24 protein-coding genes and 2 riboswitches are annotated in these 23,840 nt (G+C 37.7%); of the genes, 2 read left to right on the forward strand and 22 right to left on the reverse strand.

Translation table 11 applies throughout. The features are described 5' to 3' along the window. Nucleotides 1-28: 28 nt before the first annotated feature. The 3 genes from RGU12_RS18245 to RGU12_RS18255 all read right to left on the reverse strand — a co-directional run bounded on the left by RGU12_RS18245 (nt 29) and on the right by RGU12_RS18255 (nt 3,233). Complete coding sequence (locus RGU12_RS18245; protein ID WP_309537293.1) at nt 29-877, reverse strand: DUF72 domain-containing protein; 849 nt, start codon at nt 875-877, stop codon at nt 29-31. A 298-nt stretch (nt 878-1,175) separates the two neighbouring features. Next, on the reverse strand, nt 1,176-2,192 hold the full coding sequence (locus tag RGU12_RS18250; RefSeq protein WP_309537294.1) for an amidohydrolase family protein: 1,017 nt from the start codon (nt 2,190-2,192) through the stop codon (nt 1,176-1,178). Between the two features lie 42 nt (nt 2,193-2,234). After that, nucleotides 2,235-3,233, reverse strand: coding sequence for a VOC family protein (locus tag RGU12_RS18255; RefSeq protein WP_309537295.1), 999 nt, complete (start codon nt 3,231-3,233; stop codon nt 2,235-2,237). 531 nt (nt 3,234-3,764) lie between these two features. On the opposite strand from RGU12_RS18255, the gene RGU12_RS18260 reads away from it, so the two are divergent. Next, a complete protein-coding gene (locus RGU12_RS18260; protein ID WP_116352941.1) occupies nt 3,765-4,559 on the forward strand; it encodes an IclR family transcriptional regulator in 795 nt (264 codons plus the stop codon). 35 nt (nt 4,560-4,594) lie between these two features. Then, on the forward strand, nt 4,595-4,717 hold the full coding sequence (locus tag RGU12_RS18265) for a hypothetical protein (RefSeq protein WP_309537296.1): 123 nt from the start codon (nt 4,595-4,597) through the stop codon (nt 4,715-4,717). A gap of 107 nt (nt 4,718-4,824) precedes the next feature. Here RGU12_RS18265 and RGU12_RS18270 read toward each other — a convergent pair whose 3' ends face one another. The 19 genes from RGU12_RS18270 to RGU12_RS18360 all read right to left on the reverse strand — a co-directional run bounded on the left by RGU12_RS18270 (nt 4,825) and on the right by RGU12_RS18360 (nt 23,744). Next, on the reverse strand, nt 4,825-5,535 hold the full coding sequence (locus tag RGU12_RS18270) for an ABC transporter ATP-binding protein (protein ID WP_116352940.1): 711 nt from the start codon (nt 5,533-5,535) through the stop codon (nt 4,825-4,827). Beyond that, nucleotides 5,528-6,283, reverse strand: a complete 756-nt coding sequence (locus RGU12_RS18275) for an ABC transporter ATP-binding protein (protein WP_309537297.1) — start codon at nt 6,281-6,283, stop codon at nt 5,528-5,530. Before RGU12_RS18275 ends, RGU12_RS18270 begins: the two co-directional genes overlap by 8 nt. Then, on the reverse strand, nt 6,280-7,272 hold the full coding sequence (locus RGU12_RS18280; protein WP_116352938.1) for a branched-chain amino acid ABC transporter permease: 993 nt from the start codon (nt 7,270-7,272) through the stop codon (nt 6,280-6,282). The genes RGU12_RS18275 and RGU12_RS18280 overlap by 4 nt, the downstream gene beginning before the upstream one ends. Then, nucleotides 7,273-8,133, reverse strand: coding sequence for a branched-chain amino acid ABC transporter permease (locus RGU12_RS18285; protein ID WP_309537298.1), 861 nt, complete (start codon nt 8,131-8,133; stop codon nt 7,273-7,275). Between the two features lie 418 nt (nt 8,134-8,551). After that, on the reverse strand, nt 8,552-9,787 hold the full coding sequence (locus RGU12_RS18290; RefSeq protein WP_309537299.1) for an ABC transporter substrate-binding protein: 1,236 nt from the start codon (nt 9,785-9,787) through the stop codon (nt 8,552-8,554). Between the two features lie 576 nt (nt 9,788-10,363). Continuing rightward, nucleotides 10,364-11,761 carry a Fe-S cluster assembly protein SufB gene (gene sufB, locus RGU12_RS18295; RefSeq protein ID WP_309537300.1) on the reverse strand — a complete coding sequence of 466 codons (1,398 nt, stop codon included), beginning with the start codon at nt 11,759-11,761 and terminating at the stop codon, nt 10,364-10,366. 56 nt (nt 11,762-11,817) lie between these two features. Next, entirely contained in the window at nt 11,818-12,264 is a 447-nt protein-coding gene (sufU, locus tag RGU12_RS18300) for a Fe-S cluster assembly sulfur transfer protein SufU (protein ID WP_309537301.1), read from the reverse strand. Further along, entirely contained in the window at nt 12,254-13,474 is a 1,221-nt protein-coding gene (locus RGU12_RS18305; RefSeq protein WP_309537302.1) for a cysteine desulfurase, read from the reverse strand. The genes sufU and RGU12_RS18305 overlap by 11 nt, the downstream gene beginning before the upstream one ends. Continuing rightward, nucleotides 13,474-14,781: a Fe-S cluster assembly protein SufD gene (gene sufD / locus RGU12_RS18310; protein WP_309537303.1), complete on the reverse strand. Its 1,308-nt coding sequence runs from the start codon at nt 14,779-14,781 to the stop codon at nt 13,474-13,476. Before sufD ends, RGU12_RS18305 begins: the two co-directional genes overlap by 1 nt. A gap of 17 nt (nt 14,782-14,798) precedes the next feature. After that, nucleotides 14,799-15,584, reverse strand: a complete 786-nt coding sequence (gene sufC, locus RGU12_RS18315; RefSeq protein WP_116352931.1) for a Fe-S cluster assembly ATPase SufC — start codon at nt 15,582-15,584, stop codon at nt 14,799-14,801. Between the two features lie 397 nt (nt 15,585-15,981). After that, nucleotides 15,982-16,122, reverse strand: a complete 141-nt coding sequence (locus tag RGU12_RS18320; RefSeq protein ID WP_309537304.1) for a YuzK family famiily protein — start codon at nt 16,120-16,122, stop codon at nt 15,982-15,984. Between the two features lie 279 nt (nt 16,123-16,401). Continuing rightward, nucleotides 16,402-17,244, reverse strand: coding sequence for a MetQ/NlpA family ABC transporter substrate-binding protein (locus RGU12_RS18325; RefSeq protein WP_309537305.1), 843 nt, complete (start codon nt 17,242-17,244; stop codon nt 16,402-16,404). Between the two features lie 14 nt (nt 17,245-17,258). Continuing rightward, nucleotides 17,259-17,963 (reverse strand): methionine ABC transporter permease, encoded by a 705-nt coding sequence (locus RGU12_RS18330; RefSeq protein WP_309537306.1) that lies wholly within the window; start codon nt 17,961-17,963, stop codon nt 17,259-17,261. Continuing rightward, on the reverse strand, nt 17,956-18,981 hold the full coding sequence (locus RGU12_RS18335; protein ID WP_309537307.1) for a methionine ABC transporter ATP-binding protein: 1,026 nt from the start codon (nt 18,979-18,981) through the stop codon (nt 17,956-17,958). Before RGU12_RS18335 ends, RGU12_RS18330 begins: the two co-directional genes overlap by 8 nt. Before the next feature lie 125 nt (nt 18,982-19,106). Further along, a riboswitch (SAM riboswitch) is annotated at nt 19,107-19,215 on the reverse strand. 109 nt (nt 19,216-19,324) lie between these two features. After that, complete coding sequence (locus RGU12_RS18340) at nt 19,325-20,647, reverse strand: O-acetylhomoserine aminocarboxypropyltransferase/cysteine synthase family protein (protein ID WP_309537308.1); 1,323 nt, start codon at nt 20,645-20,647, stop codon at nt 19,325-19,327. Nucleotides 20,648-20,944: 297 nt separating this feature from the next. Further along, a riboswitch (SAM riboswitch) is annotated at nt 20,945-21,046 on the reverse strand. Between the two features lie 186 nt (nt 21,047-21,232). After that, on the reverse strand, nt 21,233-22,510 hold the full coding sequence (locus tag RGU12_RS18345) for an MFS transporter (protein WP_309537309.1): 1,278 nt from the start codon (nt 22,508-22,510) through the stop codon (nt 21,233-21,235). Nucleotides 22,511-22,605: 95 nt separating this feature from the next. Then, entirely contained in the window at nt 22,606-22,911 is a 306-nt protein-coding gene (locus RGU12_RS18350) for a thioredoxin family protein (protein ID WP_309537310.1), read from the reverse strand. 83 nt (nt 22,912-22,994) lie between these two features. Next, nucleotides 22,995-23,345, reverse strand: coding sequence for a toprim domain-containing protein (locus tag RGU12_RS18355; RefSeq protein ID WP_116352924.1), 351 nt, complete (start codon nt 23,343-23,345; stop codon nt 22,995-22,997). A 153-nt stretch (nt 23,346-23,498) separates the two neighbouring features. Beyond that, entirely contained in the window at nt 23,499-23,744 is a 246-nt protein-coding gene (locus RGU12_RS18360) for a YusG family protein (RefSeq protein ID WP_309537311.1), read from the reverse strand. Nucleotides 23,745-23,840: the final 96 nt, after the last annotated feature.

A 23,840-nucleotide genomic window follows, 5' to 3' on the forward strand; every position in this document is an offset into this window, starting at 1 on the left:
CCTTTAAAAACCTGGTTAAATATTCGTATTAACTAAAAAAGTCTAATTGCCGTGGGGCAAGACCTAGGTATTCGATTCCGAGCATATCAATAAACTGTTTGGCATTGTCAGCTGCATCTCCACCTGAGTTATTATTAAATAACACATAAATGGTTTCACTTTCTTTGTTAAGTTGTTGTATGTGATCAACCCATTCTTCTAGCTCTTTCTTATTATACTTGTATAAGTACCTGACATCACGCCAATTGCCTTCGTTCGGCTTAGTCCATCCGTGAACATTACGACCATGGAAACGCACAAGTGTTTTCTGTTGATTTGTTGGGTGAAGGACCAGTGGAATCGAACCAGAGCCAGCCTGTGGTTCATCACATATACTATGGATCCACCCTTCTTGTTTCATAAACGATAAGGTTTGATCATGTAGCTGTGGTGAGAACCAAGATTGATGGCGAAATTCAAGAGCAACTGGGATATCTCCCATTTGTTGCTTACACCACCGCAGATAGTCCACATTTTCACGTTTACAATCATACCATGGTGGAAATTGAAATAAAACCATAGCGAGCTTGTCCGCTTGCTGATACGGTTCAAGTGACAAATGAAAGGCATCAAACATGTCATTTCTTGATTCAAATGGAATTTCGCCACGCTGATGGCCTGTCATCCCCTGATAGGCCTTTACAATAAATTGAAAGGAATCTGGTGTCTCTTTTACCCACCTTTCTACGTTCCGTTTAGGCTGTATCGCGTAGAAGGACGCATCCACCTCGACGATTGGAAAATGACCAGCATATTCCTTAAGTTTATCCCTTGGCGAGGTCCCTGCAGCATATAGGCTATCATGATCTCCCCATCCAGTTACACCAATGTAGATCATGGGTTCACCTCCATTATTCTTATATAATCAGCAACTATATCATATATTTTAACACTTAGAGGAAGTTTGTTAATACAACTCAGATCGCTTTTGGGCACCATGACCAAATCTACTAAAATATAAAATGCACCATACGGTTTCGTCCGCATGGTGCATTTCAAGCTAATACTTTCATTATATAAAAACCTTAGATTTCATGTAAGGAAAACTAGCGTTGTGTTAAATCAAATCAATAGCACTTCTGCTTACAATTAACAGCACAGGTCCTGCTAGTACATGATCTACCCTCGTTTTACAATCAATTTTTTACCAATTTGTTTAATCCAAGAAAATCCAATGCGTTTTGTCCAAGCATTAATTTTGCATCCTCTTCTGAAATATCCTCAAGGCTGTCAATAACCTTTCCAACCGGCTTTTCACGTAGTAGGAATGGATAATCAGATCCTGCAATAATTTGCTTTGTCCCAAATCGATCAATCATAAGTTTCAAATTATCCGAATCGTAAACGAGTGAATCATAATACAGTTTTTTGGCGTAAAAGCTCGGAGGTTTTTCTGTATTCCTGGTATTCGGCCAGACTTCCCAGCCTTTATCCATTCTTGGAAGGATATATGGAAGGGAGCCCCCACCATGTGCAAAGCAAATTTTAAGATTTGGAAGCTTATCTAGCATCCCGCTCATAATAATGCTTCCTGCCGCTAGAGCTGTCTCTGATGGCATTCCGACTGTATACATGGAATTGAAACGTTGCAGCCTTTCTTTCCCTAGTGTTGCCCATGGGTGGACAAAAAGTGGAACATTCAATTCTGCTGCCGCTTCAAAAAAAGGATACAGGGAATTGTCATCTAGATTCTGTCCGTTGACATTCGATCCTATCTGAATTCCTTTCAGTCCTAGTTCATTAATAGCCCTCTCCATCTCGGCTATCGCCTGTTGTACATCTTGTAGTGGGACTGTGCCCATTCCAATAAATCGATCCGGGTATTTCTTAACCACTGAAGCGATGAAATCATTTTGTGACTGGGCAAGCTCTAATCCGGCTTGTGAATCTGACCAGTAGGCGAAGGTAACAGGAATCGGTGACAGTACCTGAATATCCACACCTTCCTTATCCATGTCTTCAATCCGTTTTTCAGGATCCCATGTCTGGTCGGTTATCTTTCTAAACGTTTTACCCTGTATCTTAATTTCAGCACCACAGCTGCAGGTATTGTGTAAAACCGGAAACCGTTCATCTGCATATTTTGCTGCCAAGTCAGGGAAATCTTCCGAAATGATGTGGGTATGAAAATCAACTCGTAATTTTTTTGTCAAAGCTATAAAACCTCCTTTCTTAAAATTAAACAAACAATCATTCTATTTCTTAATTTCCGTACCATAAGTTAAATAGCTTTTCGGTGGTGTGCTTCCCCACATATCAAGTCCAAACTGCCCCGTTCCTGATTGCCATTCAATCGGCTCCCAGTCTGGTGCAAAAATAAGCATTCCACCTGTCCACAGTTCAACTCGATTTCCAGAAGGTTCAAAGGCATAAAGGAATTGTGCTCCACTTGTACCGTGCTTTCCAGGTCCCCACTCGATTTTGATGTCATTTTCAGCCATGATATTCAGTGCACGCAGCAATTCATCAGGGGAATCCAAGAAATAAGCTACGTGATGAAGAAGTGCACCTGTTTGATTACTGTTACGCATGAGTGCAATTTCATGTGCAATATTTGTTTTGCTTAACCATGAGCCTAGGCGAACATCTACTTCATTTTGGATATAGTAACGATGATGGATTCCTAGGAAATTTGTCCACCATTCCTGTTCATTTGCAACATCATTCACCATTACATTCACATGGTCAAAACGGCGAGGTGCTGCACCTTTTCCAGTGTATTTCATTGGGTGACTTGGCAATTTAGAGGCTGTTAGTGGGTTAGAGTACTTTTCCATTTCCCAATATAGCTCAACAGGAATACCAGCTGGGCTGTGGAATTTGATAGCATCCCCCTGTCCTAGTTCAGTACCACCTTCAATCCACTCATAGTCTGTTCCTGATTCTTTTAACGATTTTTCGAATGCATAAAGCGACTTTTCTGAGTTAACTCGCCAACCAAAATGGTCTAGACCGGATGTTTCGGACTTATTGAGAATTAATGTGTGATGGTCCCAATCCTGCCATGCTCGAAGATAAACCTTGTCTTTTTCTTCTGCGGATACATGCAGCCCGAGAACCTCAGTGAAAAACCATGTGGATCTTTCAAGGTTAGTCACATTGATTGATGCGTGACCAATGTGTGCAACATTCGATAATTTCAAATCGAGTTCAGTAAGTTCTACCTCTTTTTGTTTTGCATTTGATAAAGTCATAATTTTATACCTCCCATTTTTCTTTTTAGATTTTGGATAAATTATCAGAATGGAAATCGCTTACATTTTTCTGCCATAATTCAAATAATTTATCAGACAAAAATATAGATTTTTTGGCTTGCAGGATTTTGTTCCTGTTCTAGTTCCTATTATATGGCCGTGAAAATGCAAACAAAAGCGCTAGATTCCTCTATGTGGAACAATAGTTAAAAAATTAAAACAACTCGAAAAATTATTTCCTTGGTTTATTCATTTGTCTCTCTTACATGCAAAAAAGAACGAGTTTCGGTATAAAGCCACCACCAAACCCGATTCCCTATCACAATGTGCTAAATCCCTCTATGTGGGACAGATGAGATTGTTTTAAAAAAAGAAAGAAAATCCCTTTAAAAAATCTTAAATGTTACCGTTTTCATGTACACAACCAACTATAAATGATAGAATATTTAGAACATAAACAATTTTATCTCAGCATAATTACTCACATAAAACTTCCACTATATGGAACTGCTCACGAAAGGGGATTGGAAAATGTCTAAGGAAAGAAATAATCCACAAATTCTCTCATCCGTCAGTAATGCACTACGTATTCTCAAAAGCTTTTCTACTTTTGAACCAACACAAAAGGTAAGTGATCTTTCAGAATCTCTCGGTCTAGCGAAAAGCACAGTAAGTCGGTTGCTTACTACACTAGCCCATGAAGGTTTTGTAGTAAAAGAAAAAAGCACTGGAAAGTACAAACTTGGACTATCCGTATTAACATTAGGTGGGATTGTTACGAATCACTTGGAAATTCATAAAGAAGCAGCCCCCCTGCTACATAAATTAGTGAACGATACCGGGGAAACCGCACATTTATCCATTCTGGATGGTACGGATACAATCTATATTCATAAGGAGGAATGCAGTCATCCAGTTCGAATCCTTACCCATCTTGGAAGAAAAAACCCTGCTTACTGCACGAGCTCAGGGAAAGTCCTACTTGCTTATAATGAAAGTAATCTTGTCGAAAAGGTAATCGAACGTGGGCTGCATGCTTATACAAGCAAAAGTATTACAGATCCCGATGAGTTGCGGAAAGAAATGCAGGTAATCCGAGAAAGAGGATATGCAATCAGTACTGAGGAATTAACCGAAGGAACAAGATCCGTGTCAGCACCTATCCGTGATTATACAGGGAAAGTGGTCTCTGCTATAAATGTAGTTGGGCCTCTTCAACGTATGCCAGACTATAAGGTACCTGATATTGCAAAAAAAGTTGTGAATGCAAGCAATGAAGCATCTGAACGATTAGGATATGATAAGCGGTTTCTTGAGATCAGGTAGATTTATAGAACGTCTCTTATCTATAGGGGTGCTTTATGGATTTGCAGTTAGTTGGTAATAAAGCGTCTATTCCAGGAGGCAGTGGAGGAATTGGTAAAGCCAGTACTCGCCAATTTTCTATAGAAGATGTTGATTGTGGTATCTATTTAAGTTTTTAGTCGACATTCTGTCCAATATATAAGGATCTATGATTATTGTCTTCGAAGAAATAAGGAATACATTATTCAAAAGGTAGACTCAAGATTGAGTCTACCTTTTGTGGAAGCTACGAAACTCCCAAATATTTATGCTGAATGTCCTTATTTTCTAACAATTCATCTGGTGTACCATTCCAAACAATCGTACCCTTGTTCATGATTAAGATCTCATCCGCTACCTGGCAGGCAAGTGAAATATTTTGCTCAACCATTAATATCGAAAGTCCGGTCTCTTTTAGCCTACTCACAATCTCACCCACTTGATCAATAATAACCGGGGCGAGTCCTTCAGATGGCTCATCCATTAAAAGAAACTGCGGATTAGTCATCAATGCCCGTCCAATTGCCAGCATTTGTTGCTGTCCACCTGATAGCTGCGTACCCATATTATTTTCGCGTTCCTTAAGAATTGGGAATAGTTCATAAACCTTATCGATATCCCAGTTTACTGCTTTACTATTTCCTTTTCCTTTCCGAGCAGGCATCGTTAAATTTTCTTTAATGGTGAGGGAAGGAAATATTCTTCTTCCTTGTGGTACTAAGCCAATGCCATGACGAGTAATTTGGTGTGTTGGTAATGCTTGTACTTGTTTATCTTTAAAAGTGATGGTACCGCGTTTTGATTTGACGAGACCAGATATAGTATGAATCGTTGTTGTTTTTCCTGCTCCATTTCGCCCCAAAAGTGCGACACATTTTCCCTCTGGCACGTTAAATGTAACCCCTTGAAGGATATGACTTGTTCCATAATAGGAATGAACATCTTGTAACTCAAGCATGTTTTTTCGCCCCTCCACCGAAGTAAATTTCCTTTACCATTTCGCTATTTCTAACTTCTTCAGGAGCACCAGTTAAAATTGGCTCGCCATGATGAAGTACAGTAATTCGATCTGCAATCGCAAAGACTACGTCCATATCATGTTCAATTACTACTAACGCCATCGAGCGTGGCAGTCTTTGAATCATCTCAGAAGTTTGAGTTGTTTCTGCTGGAGACATTCCTGATGTTGGTTCATCTAATAAAAGAAGCTTTGGTTTACTAGCCATCGCCAATAGTACTTCTAGTAAACGTTGTTCCCCATAGGATAAATTGTTTATTTTTACATCACGGCGATGAGTTATCTTCCATTCTTCTAATATCTCATTTGTTTCTTTTTTTATATCAGAACGACTAGTTAGGGAAAACCATATATCATGACGATATTTTTTCCTGGCTGCCAAGGCAAGATGAATATTTTCTTCCACCGTTAAATCACCAAATAAATTATTCTTTTGAAATGTTCGTGACATCCCCAAATGAACTAATCTATGGGCAGGAAGATTTGTAATATCTTTCCCTTCAAAATGCACCGTTCCCGAAGTAATCGGAAGATGGTTTGTAATAGAATTAAAAAGAGTTGTTTTCCCAGCACCATTTGGACCAATGATAACATGGCGTTCGCCTGGCTCTACTTCCAATGATACATCATGTAGTACTTGTAGGGTTCCAAATGATTTATTGATTTTATCTACTTTTAGTAAGCTCAACTGATAACCTCCTCCTTTTCTGATTGATTAGTAGAGGAAACCTGATTATTTTTGGGTTTTCTTTTAAAAATCATATCGACACCTAATTTCAACCACTGGATGACTCCGCCTTTTCCAAGTAGGACAAGGAAGATGAGAATGGCACCCAAAATCAATGGCCATCTTTCCGTATAGGTACTGATAAAGTTTTGTAGAAAGATGAATACACCTGCTCCAATCGCAGGTCCAAGCAATGTTCCTACGCCCCCAATGATAACCATGATCATTACTTGACCAGAGAACAGCCAACCAGATAACTCTGGAGAGACGAAAACGTTATAGAAGGAATAAAGTGATCCAGCAAACCCTGCTAATGCTCCAGAAAGGGTATAGGCTAATAGTTTATAAACACGAACGTCATAGCCAAGTGCCCTCATACGTCCTTCATTTTCCATGACGCCTTTCGTGATTTTTCCTGCTGGAGATTCAACGAATAATCTTAGTAAAATAAAGACAGCGACAAAAATAATTCCCATCACATAATACATCGTTTGCGGATCAAATATGTCACCAAACCCCAGATTCATAATAGCGGAAACAGTCATCCCATCCGCTCCACCTGTTATATCCTTCATTTGCCAAAATAGAGTAAATATTAATTGGCTAAAGGCAAGCGTAATCATAAGAAAATAGAATTGAGAAGTACGAATAAATACTGCCCCAGTAATCAATGCAAGCAATCCAGCGATTAGAACCGCGATAATAATGATTAAATACGTATTAGTCACAAACTGCCCGATTAATGCAACAGAATAGGCACCAATTCCAAAAAAGGCAGCATGCCCTAACGAATCTAGACCAGCATAACCCATAATTAAGCCCAAACTCATGGCGAACATTGCCATAATAAAAATTTCAGTTGTTAAATTCGTTCCAAAATCAGAAAGTACTTGCGGCACTATGAAAACGACGAGGAGAAGTAATACAGCATAAAGAATATTTTTCTTCAATTATGCCACCTCTCTTCCAAATAGACCTTGAGGGCGAATGATTAATATAACCATCATGATTAAGAATACAATGAGCATGGATAGGGATGGGAACCAAACTTTTCCAAATATTTCTAATACCCCAATAATTAATGCACCAATAAACGATCCCTTCCATGAACCTAAACCACCTATAACAACAACTATTAAGGATGTGATAAGGATCTCAGCATCCATTCCTGTATACATACCTAAAAGTGGTCCACCTAATACACCACTAAATCCAGCTAAGGCTGCTCCAAAGATAAATACACCTGTAAATACAAATCCTACATTAATACCAAGAGCACTAACCATTGCGCGGTCATCTACCCCTGCACGAATGACTGCCCCTACACGTGTCTTTGCTTCTAAATACCATAGTAAAACGGCTAATAAAATACCAACAAATACAACAAATAAACGAAATACCGGGAATGCCATATCCCCAATTGGGATGGACATATTAAGAAATGCAGGTGCTGGAATTAATTGCATTTCTGTTCCCCAAATCCACTTAACTGAGTCTGCAATAACTAGCATTAAACCAAATGTCAGCAACACCTGCTGCAGCACTTTTCCATAAACACGTTTGATTAATACTTTTTCAAGGATAAAACCAAATATCCCTACTGAAATAGCGGATAATAGTAGTGCAAACCAAAAGTTAATCCCATTGCTGATAAAGGTAAAGGCCAAATAGGATCCTAGCATAAATAGTGCTCCATGAGATAGATTGACAACATTCATAACGCCTAGAATAATCGTTAGCCCTGCTGCAATCATAAAGTACAGCATTCCATATGCAATACCTGTTATAAGTTGAACTAGAATTATATCCAAGGACTCTCCCCTCTCTTCCTTTAAAAATGTAGTAGAATAATCAGTTTTTTAATGAAGGCTTATATCTAAAAGATTGTTGTTTTTAAAACATAGGGTGATTTCCGCTCCTGGTACTCGCTTTCCGCGGGCGATCCGCAAGCCTCCTTGCTCGTACCTCACTGCGGGGTCTTGCTTGGCTCGCTATTCCCGCAGGACGTTGAGTTTGCTTCCTTGAAACTTCACCGCACGAAGAAAATGCCTGCATTTTCGAGGATCTCGTACCATCCGCTGAAATCACTGGGAGGATAATAATTACTAATCCCTTCGTACATTGATATCAAAAAACAACAAAGTTTACGAAAACAGACTTAATGAATAAATGGGGTTGTCTTTTTGGACAGCCCCATTTATTTAGTTTATCGGAATTTTTTAGTAACCATTATTCAAATGGTGATGTTTCCGGCATTGTTACTTTTTCTTTTGTTTCAATTACCTCAGGAACAAGTTTTCCATCTTTCATCACATTTTTTGTAATATAGATATTCTGAATAATGTTATGCGTTTTTTCATCAATTGTACTTGGTCCGCGTGGACTATCATAAGAAATACCTGGTAATTCTTTGATTAACTTTTCTGCTTCTACGCTGCCTGCTGCAGTTAGAGCTTTGTCAATAACAGTTGCTGAGTCATATCCATTAACAGAGAACGTATTTGGAAGCTTTCCGTATTTCTTTTCATAAGCTTCAACAAATTTTTTGTTTAAATCATTCTCCAACCAAGGTGAGTATACTGTTCCAGCAAGATATCCTTCCGAACCATCTCCAGTAGGCTCTAACATTAGTAAATCACCAAACTCTAATGTTCCAGACATTGGTATTTTATCTTTTAAACCAAATTCCTTGTATTGTTGAATATAACGAATACCGTCACTACCAGCAAAGAAGGAATAGATTACATCTGGCTCCAGACTAGATGCTTCCTGTAAATAAGTAGAAAAGTCATTTGTCCCTAATTTCGGATAAAGTTCTTTTATTACTTCACCGCCCGCTTCTTCATAGGCAGCCTTAAAGGATCTTAACACTTCAATACCAGCAGGGAAATCTGAACCCATAATAACCGCTTTTTTACCAACATTTTCTGCTACATACTCTCCAAGAGCGTATCCATTTTGCCAGTTAGACCAAGATACACGGTATACATAATCACTCTTTTTACCCCAGTTAAGATCATCTGCTGCTGCGTTTGGTATAATCATTGGAATTTGGTCTTTATTTACTTCATCACGTAATGCAAGAGCGATAGATGAGTTAGTTGTTCCAACTAGAAGGTCTACTTTTTCACTATGAACTAATTGGCGATATTTTCTTAAACCAACTTGTGGATTTCCTTCGTCATCTTCAAATTTAAGCTCTACATTTTTACCGCCTAATTTTCCACCATGTTCCTCTAAATATAGTTCGAACCCTTCTTTAATACTGTCGGATAATGGTGCCAATGGACCTGTAAAGGAAAGGACAAAACCAATTTTAATTGTTTCTCCTTCCGTTGATTGAGGTTTCTCCCCAGTTGAGGTAGATTTTTGTTTTTCCCCTCCGCAGCCTGCAACAAAAAGCATCATTGTTACAAGGAGCAGGCAAATTAATTTCCATTTTGAGTTCGTTTTCTTTTTCTCCATTTTCAATTCCCCCTTATGTGATTTAAAATTGGTTACTATTTCAAAACTACCTTTTAAAACGCTTACATGTTTGTTTTATGAAATATGACAATACCTCCTTTTTGCTTTCAACACCTTTCTCGAAATGTTCTGATTTTTCTATCTAACTCGATGTTAATCTGACTTTGTTCCTACTGCAACACCCTTGTTCCGCTATACGCAACTTATTAATTTTTTTTTATAAAAAAAATTAAAAAACCACCTTGATATTAAAGGTGATTTTTCAAATTTCTATAGCAATTTCCTTGTTCTATCAGTCCGCAACTCTAGCAAAGGCTGGGTAAAATAAAAAACAGGTCAGGTTTACTTACTAGAATAAATGAAACGATAATCCGGCAAAAATCAAAAATACTATCAATGCGGTTCTTTAATAACTGGTACAAGATCAACCTGCAACACCGGTTAATAAATCCATGCAGCAAATAAATTTTCCATTCCATAAAAAAATCCACAGTCCAAATGACCGTGGTAGACCCAAAAATTTATACTATCTTACAAAAAAGCAAGGGTTTCCCCTTGCCTTGTGGAACGTGTTTGTTATCCGATAGAACCTTCCATTTCAAACTTGATAAGACGGTTCATTTCAACAGCGTATTCCATTGGAAGCTCTTTTGTAAATGGCTCGATGAAGCCCATTACAATCATTTCAGTCGCTTCTTGTTCTGAAATACCACGGCTCATTAGATAGAATAATTGTTCTTCAGATACTTTTGATACCTTTGCTTCGTGCTCTAATGAAATATTATCATTTAAAATTTCATTATATGGAATTGTATCAGAAGTAGATTGATTATCCATAATTAATGTATCACATTCGATGTTTGAACGCGCACCTTCTGCTCTTCGACCAAAGTGGACAACACCACGGTAAGTTACTTTACCGCCATGTTTTGCAATTGATTTCGAGACAATCGATGATGTCGTATTTGGCGCAAGATGCAGCATTTTTGCACCAGCATCCTGGTGTTGGCCTTTACCAGCGATCGCGATAGAAAGTGTCATACCACGAGCTCCTTCACCTTTAAGGATACATGCTGGGTATTTCATAGTTAACCTAGAACCGATATTACCATCAATCCATTCCATTGTTCCATTTTCTTCAACAACAGTACGTTTTGTAACTAAGTTGTAAACATTGTTTGCCCAGTTTTGAATGGTCGTATAACGGCAATACGCATCTTTTTTAACAATAATCTCAACTACCGCACTGTGAAGTGAGTTTGTTGTGTAAACAGGTGCTGTACAACCTTCAACATAGTGTACGCTTGCACCTTCATCAACGATGATCAATGTACGCTCAAATTGACCCATGTTTTCAGAGTTGATACGGAAGTAAGCTTGAAGTGGTGTATCAACTTTGACACCAGGTGGTACGTAGATGAATGAGCCACCAGACCAAACAGCTGAGTTCAATGCAGCGAACTTGTTATCAGTTGGAGGAATTACAGTTGCCCAATGCTCACGGAAAATATCTTCATTTTCTTTAAGAGCTGAATCTGTATCCTTAAATACGATTCCAAGAGCTTCAAGGTCTTCCTTCATGTTATGGTAAACAACCTCTGATTCGTACTGAGCAGAAACACCAGCAAGGTATTTTTGTTCAGCTTCAGGAATACCTAATTTATCAAAAGTAGCTTTGATTTCTTCTGGTACTTCATCCCAAGACTTTTCAGATTTCTCAGATGGTTTTACGTAATACGTAATCTCATCAAAGTTTAAGCTATTTAAGTCTCCACCCCATTGTGGCATTGGTTTGCTGTAGAAATGCTCTAAGGATTTAAGACGGAAGTCTAACATCCATTGTGGCTCTTCCTTCATGCGGGAAATTTCTTCAACAATTTCTTTTGTTAAACCACGTTTTGAACGGAAGATGGAAACGTCTTTATCTGCAAAGCCATATTTATAATCGCCAATTTCAGGCATTTTCTTTGCCATTCTACTTCACTCCATTCTCTGTAAGTGACTTTCGAAATAAATCTACGAGGGGTCACTTACGATTCATTTTGCTCGTTCTTAAATCCCTTTTCCATTGCTTTCCAAGCTAAGGTTGCACATTTTATACGTGCTGGGAATTTTGAAACGCCCTGAAGTGCTTCAATGTCTCCTAAATCAATGCTTTCATCATATTCATTTCCAAGCATCATTTCTGAGAAGATTTGTGACATCTTTAATGCATCTTCAATTTTTTTACCTTTAATCGCTTGAGTCATCATGGATGCGGATGACATAGAGATCGAACATCCCTCACCATCGTATTTTGCGTCTTGAACAATCCCATCATCCACTTTTAAAGTAAGATGAATACGGTCTCCACAGGTTGGGTTGTTCATGTCGATTGTTAATGCACCCTCTTGAATAACTCCACGATTTCTCGGCTTTTTATAATGATCCATTATCACCTGTCGGTACAAGGTATCAAGATTTATGTTATAATCCATTGCTGAAATACTCCTTTGTTTTTATGAGTCCTTCAACTAGTTTATCAATTTCTTGCTCTGTATTGTAGAGGTAAAAACTTGCACGAGCTGTAGCTGATACCTTCAACCATTTCATTAAAGGCTGCGCACAGTGATGCCCTGCTCTTACCGCGATACCATCTGCATCTAAGACTGTTGCAACATCATGTGGATGAACATCATCAATATTGAAGGTGACGAGTCCTGCACGATGTTTAGGTCCATAAATCGTTAGACCCTCAACTTGAGACAATCGTTCCATTGCATAATTTGCTAGATTATGCTCATGCTCTTGGATTTGATCAAGACCAATATCCTCTAAAAAGTCAATTGCAGCACCTAATCCAATTGCTCCAGCGATGATTGGTGTTCCAGCTTCAAATTTCCAAGGAAGCTCTTTCCATGTCGATTCGTAAAGGTCAACGAAATCGATCATTTCACCGCCAGTTTCAACTGGCTCCATTTTTTCGAGTAAAGCTTTCTTTCCGTATAAAACACCGATGCCAGTTGGTCCACACATTTTATGACCTGAAAAAGCAAGAAAGTCACAATCTAGATCTCTCACGTCAATTTTCATATGAGGAGCAGCTTGTGCACCATCAACAACCATGATTGCTCCGTTTCGATGTGCAATTTCGGTAATTTCTTTAATAGGATTGATTGCTCCTAAAACGTTCGAAACCATTGTGACTGATACAATCTTCGTTTGATTTGTAACAGTGGCTTCAACATCCTTCAAATCAATTGAGCCATCCTCTTGTAAAGGAATGTATTTCAATTTTGCACCAGTGCGTTTTGCAATTTGCTGCCAAGGAATAATATTGGCATGGTGTTCCATGTAGGTGATGACAATTTCATCACCCTCTTTTAGATTATCACGCCCATAGCTTTCTGCAATTGTATTCATTGCAGTTGTGGTTCCCCGGGTAAAAATAATTTCTTGAATAGAGGATGCATTGATGAATTTACGAACCTTTTCGCGCGCATTTTCATAAGCATCAGTTGCTTTTGTTCCAAGGGTATGAACCCCGCGGTGTACATTCGAATTATATTCTCGATAGTAGCGATCCATCGTTTCAATAACCTGAACTGGTTTTTGAGATGTAGCAGCACTGTCCAAATAGACAAGTGGCTTTCCATTTACTTCTTGATCTAAGATAGGGAACATGGAACGAATATCTTGGATATTCATTATCTTACTTTCCTTTCGATTACCTCAACTAGTTGCTTTTTAACACCTTCAATAGGAAGTTGATTTACAACTGGTGCAAGGAAACCATGGATAACTAAGCGCTCAGCTTCCTTCTGCGGAATACCACGGCTCATTAAATAATATAATTGTACTGGGTCAACCCTACCAACAGATGCAGCGTGACCTGCTGTTACATCATCTTCGTCAATAAGTAAAATTGGGTTTGCATCTCCACGAGCTTTTTCGCTAAGCATCAATACTCTTGATTCTTGTTCTGCATTTGATTTGGAAGCACCATGTTCAATATGCCCAATACCGTTAAAGATCGAGCTGGCGCTGTCTTTCATAACACCATGTTTTAAAATATATCCTTCTGAATTTTTACCATAGTGTGTAATTCTTGTAGTGAAGTTTTGTTTTTGTTCACCACGTCCAACAACTACTGTCTTCGTATCCGCTAACGAACCATCACCAACTAAATTCGTGATGTTTTCTGAGATCGTATCACCATCATTCATGAGCCCAAGAGCCCATTCAATTTTGCTATCACGACCGATTACTCCGCGACGAGTAACATAAGTTGTATTTCCAGTAGCTAAAGCATCAACAGCACCATAGGTTACTTTCGCATTTGCACCTGTAATTACCTCAGATACAATATTTACAACTGTATTAGCAGAGTCTGTTGTTGAAATATAGTTTTCGACATAAGTAACGGAACTATTATCTTCTGCCACAACAATTACATGGTTAAAAGTAGCCGCGTCACCATTTTCTTGAATAAATACAGCATGAATTGGAACGGATACTTCAACATTTTTAGGTACGTAAACGAATGCACCACCATTTACTAATGCAGCATGTAATGCAGTAAGGCGATGTTCGTCAACCTTAACAGCTTCTGTCATAAAGTATTTTTGAAGAAGTTCACCGTGTTCACGAGCAGCTGTATGAATATCTGTGAAAATAACGCCACTTGCTTTCACATCCTCAGTAAGAGATATAAACGCTGGTGTATTGTTACGTTGAATATATATATTCTTTTCTTCTTCAACATGAATTAAAGATTTAATTTCTTCAGGTAATTCGTCAATTGATTGATATGGAGTACTTTCTACAACATGATTTGCAAATTGTGTAAAGTTCCATTTATCAATTTTTGTTTTATCTGGTCTTGGCATTGGAAGGTCTTCTGCTTTTTCAAGAGCCTGTAAGCGAAGATCCTGTAGCCAACTTGGTTCACCAAGAGAAGACGAAAAACCTCTGACATAATCTTTATCAAATGGTAATTTCGTATCGATTGTCATAATAATCCTCCTAACGCTTACGCTTCTTGATCTACAGTTTCATCTTCAATTCCTAGTTCTTTCTTGATCCAATCATATCCTTCTGCTTCTAGACGTTGTGCAAGCTCTGGACCACCAGATTTTACAATACGTCCCTGCATCATAACATGTACTTTATCTGGTGTAATATAGTTAAGTAAGCGTTGGTAGTGAGTGATGATTAAGCAACCAAACTCTTCTCCGCGCATTTCATTGATTCCTTTAGAAACAACCTTCAATGCATCAATGTCAAGCCCTGAATCAATCTCATCAAGGATTGCAATTTTAGGCTGTATCATCATTAATTGTAGGATTTCATTACGTTTCTTCTCTCCACCTGAGAAGCCCTCGTTTAGATAACGTTGAGCCATATCAGGATCCATCTCTAAGAACTCCATGTTTTTATCCATCGTACGGATGAATTTCATTAGTGAGATTTCATCGCCTTCTTCGCGACGTGCATTAATAGCAGAACGAAGGAAGTCAGCATTTGTAACACCACTGATTTCACTTGGATATTGCATGGCTAAGAAAAGACCAGCACGTGCACGCTCATCAACTTCCATTTCTAATACATCTTCTCCATCTAAAGTAACGCTACCACTTGTAACCTCATATTTAGGATGACCCATGATTGCAGATGATAATGTTGATTTACCTGTACCATTCGGTCCCATGATTGCGTGAATTTCTCCGCCTTTTATTTCAAGGTTTACTCCCTTTAAAATCTCCTTGCCTTCGATTTCGACATGAAGATCTTTTATTACTAAAGTAGATCCTGCCATAACTACTACCTCCATTAGACAAAAAATATTTTGTATAGAATTGACAAATAACGTCAAAACTCTATTCTCATTTTATTCTCATTACAATCTTATAACAAATTCAAAGTGTTATCAACCTTTACACATTGGGAATAAGATTACATTTTTGATAATGAGATGATTGATTATTGATTATGAATTTCAATCATTTTTTGAGAATGATAATAAGTCCTTAAGTAAGATGTTTCTTCCTTAAAACTTGTCCATCATTAAGATAACATAAATTAATAAGATATGTAAGGAAGAAGGGGATTACCGCTTTCGCTTTTACCCCTTGGTTTATTTTTCACTCATTTAGTGAATTCATTCTATATGAAAACCCAGTGTTGGGCACTGGGTTCTTCGTCCGATTATCTATTTAAAAATGAACTTTTCGGTCAAGTTGAGCTACAATCATTCGACCTTGTTTATATTCTTGTTCACGGTTTTTCTCGACCCGTAAACGTTCCTTGAACTTTCGACAGTAGTCCTCATAACCAATTCCATGTGCCTGATGCATTGCCTTTTCCATTTCGCCCGTATAATTTAAACGGATTCGATTGATAATGAACCAATCCCTTCTTTTTTGTCGTGTTATGTTAACACAGTTACAATGGTAACACTACCAATTTTTTACCACAATGACGAGAAAACGCAGTATTTTAAGCTACCCATTCTTATTTAGCTGTTTGGGTTTATGATAAACACGAGATAAAGAATTAAGGCAGATTCCTTTGTATTCCTCCCGAATATTCAAGAATTGAAAAAAGCTTACCAATTGGCAAGCTTTTTTCAAAAATTATTTTACTGTAGTAACCGCACCAGCATATTTTTCTTCAATGAATTTCTGAATTTCTTCAGATTTCAATACTTCAACTAATGCCTTAATTTCATCGCGGTTTTCGTCACCTTTGTTAACAACGACTAAGTTTGCAGGGACCACATCATCTCCTTCAAAGGCAATGCCGTCCTCCGCGATATTTACGCCACCCTCAAGTGCATAGTTTGTGTTAATTACAACCGCGTCGCCTTCACCATTTTCAAATGAAGTTGCAAGAAGCTTTGCTTCAATCAATGTTGAGAAATCTAGATTTTTTGGATTTTCGACAATATCTTCAACCCTTGCTTGGTTACCAACACCCTCTTTAAGTTTGATGACACCTTCTCTTTCAAAAATCGGTAAAATACGACCATGGTCACTGAATGAGTTGCTCATGATAATTTTTGCTCCATCAGGAAGCTCTTTTAAACTTTTATATTCTTTAGAATAAACTCCAATTGGCTCTTTATGAATTTCTCCAACACTTACAAAATCAAAATCTGGATTTTCCTCTAATTGTAACTCTAAATAACCTGGTGTTTGAAAGTAGTTTGCATCAAGTTCTTTTTCATGAAGTGCTACGTTCGGCAAAATGTAATCTGTAAACACTTCAATTTTAAGGTCAATTCCCTTTTCCTTTAATAAAGGTTTTGCTTGTTCAAGTACTTCGGCATGTGGAACTGCTGATGCACCAACGACTAATTCTTTATTGCCTTCTGCATTTTTTGTGTCGCCACCTTCGTTTGACTCATCACTTGATCCACAAGCAGCTAATGTAAGGGTTAGTAGTCCAATTAATAATACAAACAATAATTTTTTCATTTGTGTTCCTCCTGTTATCTCTTGTCTGTTTGTTTTGTAAAGTAATCACCCACAAATTGAATGATAAATACCAAAATTAATATCGCAATAGTGGCAATAAATGTAATGACTGGTTTGTTACTTTGGAAACCATATAGATAAGCAAAATGACCTAATCCACCAGCACCAATAACACCGGCCATCGCAGTGAAGCCTACTAATGAAATCGCAGTAACTGTAATCCCTGATATTAAGGCTGGTAGGGATTCTGGAATTAATACTTTAAAAATAATAGTCGAGTTAGTTGCTCCCATAGAATGAGAAGCCTCAATTACACCTTTATCTATCTCACGCAAAGCAATTTCAACCATTCTTGCGTAAAACGGTGCGGAACCTATAATTAAAGATGGTAATGCGGCATTAGGTCCTAGCATTGACCCCATTACAATTTTCGTAAAAGGTATTAATAATACAATAAGAATTATAAATGGTATGGATCGAAAAATATTAACAAGTGCAGATACAATTCGATTTACCACAGAATTTTCCCACGCATTCCCTTTATCCGTTAAAAAGAGAACCAAGCCTAAAAATAGACCAATTATAAAGGTTGCAAGCACCGAAATCCCGGTCATATATAAGGTCTCTTGGGTTGCTTCCCAGAGATTTCCCCAATTCAATGCTTGATAATCTTTAACCTGTTTTTCCCACTTAAGAAGCTCTTGGAATTGTTCAAGCATTTTCAATCACCTCAGCTTCTACTCGTTGTTCCCGAATAAATTCAATGGCTGAAGTGACTTCATTCAGTTCACCAGCAAGATGAATAAATAATGTACCATAAGAGCCATTTTGGGTTTGTGAAATCTTTCCTTGTAAAATATTCACTTCTATTTTAAAGTCTCGGATTAAAGTAGTTATCAATGGTTTTTCAGCATCTTCCCCAACAAAAGTGAGTTGAACCACTCTTCCATTTGGATAACGTTCAAGCAAATGCTCAATCATTTCTTTTGTTTCTTCAGGCTCTGTCACTTGTTGCACGAAACGTTTTGTTATATGAGCTTGTGGCTTTTTAAATACATCCAGAACTCGGCCTTTCTCAACAATCCTTCCATTTTCCATCACGGCAACACGGTGACAGATTTTACGTATAACATGCATTTCATGTGTTATTAACACAATCGTTAACCCTAAACGTTCATTGATATCGACAAGCAAGTCCAATATCGAGTCAGTTGTTTGTGGGTCCAACGCAGATGTTGCTTCATCACAAAGCAAAACCTTTGGATTGTTAGCGAGTGCTCGTGCAATTCCTACCCTTTGCTTTTGACCACCACTAAGCTGTGAAGGATATGCAACTTCTCTTCCTTCTAAACCAACCAACTTAATAAGTTCTGTAACTCGTTCATCCCGTTTGGCTTTTGGGACTTTTGCAATTTCAAGGGGAAATGAAATATTTTCTCTCACGGTTCGCGACCATAAAAGGTTGAAATGTTGGAAAATCATGCTTATTTCTTTACGCGCATCACGCAACGATTTTCCTTTAATGGAAGTGATATCATGACCGGCAACTGAAACTGTTCCTTCAGTTGGCGTTTCAAGTCCGTTCAGCAAACGAATAAGTGAGCTTTTTCCTGCTCCACTATAGCCGATGATACCAAAAATTTCACCTTCATTGATCTCTAAATCAATATCATTAACAGCCGTAACAGAATTGGCTTTTGTTTTATATATCTTTGACACTTTTTTTAGTGTTATCACGTAGTCACACCTTCTATTCCAGAAAACTATGTTTAGTTTATGCGATATAGTAAATAATTAACGCAAATAATTGAAAAAGCCTTTCTGCACAAGCGAGCAGAAAGGCACAATTCAGTAATTCCTTCCTCTCATCTTCCAAAGCTTTAGCTTTGTGTGAATTGGCACCTTTTCAACAAATATGTTGACGGTTGCTGGGTTTCATCGGGCACATCCCTCCACCGCTCTAAATAAGAGTCATCATATATTTACATTTTATATCGTCCTAAATAACACGAGACTTATATTATCATCTGTCATTTAAGGTGTCAATGAAAAAGTTGTGACTAATGTACCAAAGTAAAGCTTAAGCTGTAGGCAATGGTGAAACTGAACTTGTTCCATTTGCTGCTTTAATGGCTTGCTCTAAATCTTCTAAAATATCTTCAATATTTTCGATTCCAACAGATAAGCGAACTAAGTCTTCTGACACGCCAGACAACTTTAAATCTTCCGGACTTAATTGCTGGTGTGTTGTGCTTGCTGGATGAATAATTAAACTCTTAGCGTCACCTACGTTTGCAACATGTGACCAAAGCTCAACATTATTAATTAGCTTCTCACCCGCTTCTCTTCCACCTTTGATACCAAATACTATGACTGAACCTGCACCTTTTGGTAAGTATTTATCAGCTAATTGTTTGTTCGGGTGATCGTCCTCACCAGGATACAGTACCCATTCAACCCCAGGATGGTTTTTAAGATATGAAACAACTTTTTTCGTATTTGCAATATGCTCTTTCATACGAACGTGTAATGTTTCAAGACCTAGGTTAAATTGGAATGAATTAAAAGGACTTAAAGCTGGACCTAAATCACGAAGAAGTTGGACTCTGGCTTTAATGATATAAGCTACGGGTCCTAAAGCATCAGCAAACACTAAATCATGATAGCTAGGATCTGGTGTTGTAAATCCAGGGAATTTTGGTGAATTCCAATCAAATTTACCACCGTCAACAATAATACCTCCCATTGTTGTTCCATTACCTAGTAACCACTTAGTAGCAGAATGAACAACAATATCAGCTCCATGCTCAATTGGACGACATAGATAAGGTGTGGCGAATGTATTGTCAATAATTAATGGAATTCCTGCTTCATGAGCAATATTTGCTACTGCTTCAATATCAAGAATATCCAAGCTTGGATTTCCAATTGTTTCAGCAAAAATCGCCTTTGTATTTGGCGTTATGGCTTGACGGAAGTTTTCCGGATTAGTAGGTTCTACTAAGTGCGTCTTAATTCCATATTTAGGTAGTGTGTTTGCGAATAAGTTATACGTTCCACCATAAAGTGTAGAAGCAGATACAATCTCATCTCCTGCACCAGCAATATTTAGAATAGCTGTTGTTATCGCGGCCATCCCACTAGAAACAGCTAATGCACCAACTCCACCCTCTAATTGTGCTACTCTTTCTTCAAAAACAGTTGTTGTTGGGTTATGAATTCGAGTATAAATATAACCATTTTCCTTTAGCCCAAATAGATTTGCTGCATGTTCAGTTGTATTAAATTTAAACGCATTAGATTGATAGATTGGTACCGCTCTAGCCCCTGTTACAGGATCTGCTTCAAGACCTCCATGGACTGCGATTGTCTCTGGTCTATAGTTTTTTTGTTTCTCACTCATTTGAATCTCTCCCTCTGTTTTGTTTATAAAAAATATAGGCTTATTTCTAAAAGATTGTTGTTTTTAAAACATAGGTTGATTTTTCGCTCCTGGTACTCGCTTTCCGCGGGCGATTCGCAAGCCTCCTCGCTTGGCTCGCTATTCCCGCCCGCTGGCATCTCGTACTATCCGCTGAAATCACATGAAGGCCAATAGGTACTATTTCCCTTCGCACAATCATATCCAAAAACAACTAAGTTACGAAAATAGCCAAAATAAAAACCTCTTCGATAAGAAGAGGTGTATGTACGATATCTCTTCTTATCTTTCAGACAAAAAATGCCTGTTGGAATTAGCACCGTGTAAATTACCGGTTGCCGGGCTTCATAGGGCCATTCCCTCCACCACTCTAGATAAGATTTTAAATATGAAATTTATTACTTTAACAAGTTAATATCATGCTAACTCTTATTCTAAAATATGTCAATAAGAATTTTTAGAAAAAATGAGCAATTTGAAATTTCGTGTTTTATTTCGACACATATATGGAACAAATTTAAACACATATCGTTTATTTACTTCTTTTTTCCCGGGAAATATGACATATTACGATATTTTTGCTACTTGTTTCTTCTCATTACGAAAGGACTTTCTACTGAATACAAGTAGGAAATATAGCGACCCGATTAAATACAAGACTGACGTAATTGTAAACACATAAGCATAGCCCCAATAAGCTCCATGCATCATTACAATCGACGTCGATACTGGCCCCATTAGTGCCCATCCTAATGAAAACACCATTTGGTTCACTGAATTAGCAAGACCCTTCATTGAATCGTTCACTCGTCCCATAACAAGAGATGCTTGTATCGGGTTACCCGCATTCATTAATGCTTGCCTAAATAAAAATGCAATGGCTGCTATGTAAAGATTTTCTGTATACCCGGTTAACAAAAGGAATGGAAGCGAGGATAACTGCAAATACACCACTGCACGAACCTCTCCAACCTTACTCACAATAATGGGACCAATAATCATTGCAATAGCAGTTGCCGCTTGTCCCAATGAGAGAATCAATCCGATTATTGTATTGCTTGCTAGAAAGCGATCCGCAAAATACAAATTCAGATAAGGAATGACTAATCCGGAACCGAACCCAATGATCATTTGTGCGAAGGCAAACATAGCAATTAATTTGATTTGCGATTTATTTGCTTTTAATTTTTGACCAATGGATTCTACTTTTTTCATTTCTGATTGTTGTCTACGTTGTTCATTCATTTTAATGATTGGTAAAATACCTGCAACATAGATGACCGTTGCAATTAAAAGCGTAATTCTTACACTCCAGAGTCCGCTCATATGAAAAACAAATTGGAAGGTGTCTGACAATGCCCCACCTGCAATGTTTCCAACAACCTGAGCAATCATCATGATTGCCGAATGAAAGCTAAAAAGATGTACTCTTTGTGAAGATGACGAGTTTTCGGCTAACCATGGGACACCGGAAACCTGGATAAAAGCCGTCGACAATCCCGTTAAAAATGCCGTCGCAATCAGTAGCTGTTCAGCATCTAATATACTTCTAGCAAAGAAGGCTATTGTTGAAACAGCAACACCCAGCACCATCACTTTTTTTCTGCCTAATTTATCACTCATTAGACCTGCGGGGACTAGAATAATTGCCGATGCCAAAGCTGTCATAGCGATAATAGTTCCATTTGTTTGTTCAGAATACCCCAGTTCACGCACATAAAAGTTATACATGATGGTGAACATACCCATGCCAAGCTGTGTAAAAATGGTCGCTAAAATAAATAGTTTAATATTTTGATTGTATGATTTGTATTGTGTTTTCCATTCTGTCACTATGTTGCTCATATGCACTCCCATGTTTGAATATTTCGATTCCCTAAATATCATACAACTTTTCTAAAAAATTGCAATAAAAAACAACGCGAAATATCACGCGTTGTTCAGTCTTTTGAAACTATTTCAAGCAAATAGGGAACCGAGTGGAATGCATAGTATTTTTCTATCACTTTCTCATCTTTCATATGCAGTAAACAAGGGACACTCTCGATTTGCCATTCCATTGCTTTTTGAGGTAAATAATTGAGGTCGCTTTTTCCAATGGTTACGTGTGGCAGTATTTCATCAACTACCTTTATCATTTTTGATGCCACTTGGCATGTTCCACACATCGGTGTATATAAATAAAGCCAAAACTCATGCTTATTGGTGAGTTTGAAGTCAATGTCTTGCTCTTGCCATTCTTTCATGTCTACTACAACCTTTATTTTCTTAATTATCTCTTATTGTAACATGATTTTTGAAAAGACATATGATGAAAAGCTTTAACTACTTACAATAAAAATTCTGCGTGAACATCAATATTTGCTGAAAGAAGTACGGTTGCAATATGATGTTCGGGTGCTGTCGCAACCTCTCGATACGTTTTATCGATAAACAAATGCCGTGCTTCAGGGAATTCCCGTTTAAACTGTTTCCTTAGTTTATCCCCAGCACTGTCGGCATCCACTAAAATATAAACATCTTTATTAAATAAATGTTCAATCAACTCATCAAGTTTCGAAATACTTATCGTTCCATTCGTACAAATGATTTCAACTGGTTCATTTACAACCGTTTCAATCTTCTTTTTGTCTGTTCTTCCCTCGACAATGATTACTTTTTCTAAATCGTCAAAAGCCACCATTTCATCACCTTATTTCAAGTGTACATTTTTCTGCCTATTCCTTCTATTCGATGTATATAACTGCTTTTCCTTCATTTTATCGTGAAGATTCATTTTGGTGATAAATACTGAAAAAGTTGTGGAAAAAAAGACAGTGGGTATCCACTGTCTTCAACACCATCCATTTTCATCGTCACAATCAACATATTTCATATCTGGGGAAGTAGGAACATCTGCATAAGTGAAAATTTTACTCTCTTCTTGCTCATATCCCTGGTTTAACTCAAATTGAGCTCCTTCGTTCGTAAAGCGAATTTTACCTATAGGTTCTTTTTCAACAAATAGATTCATTCCGTTATTTCCAAGCTTTCCAATTACTCGATCAGTCACATCAATTCGAGTATGTTTCAATACCATAATAAACACCCTTCCCTTGGTATTTAATTTTAGAATGTCCATTAAGAAGAACTTCATTCGGCTTGGTATTATTCTCAATAAGTTAGTTACAATTGA

The organism is Ferdinandcohnia sp. QZ13 (assembly GCF_031324165.1).
GTDB lineage: Bacteria > Bacillota > Bacilli > Bacillales > Bacillaceae_L > Ferdinandcohnia.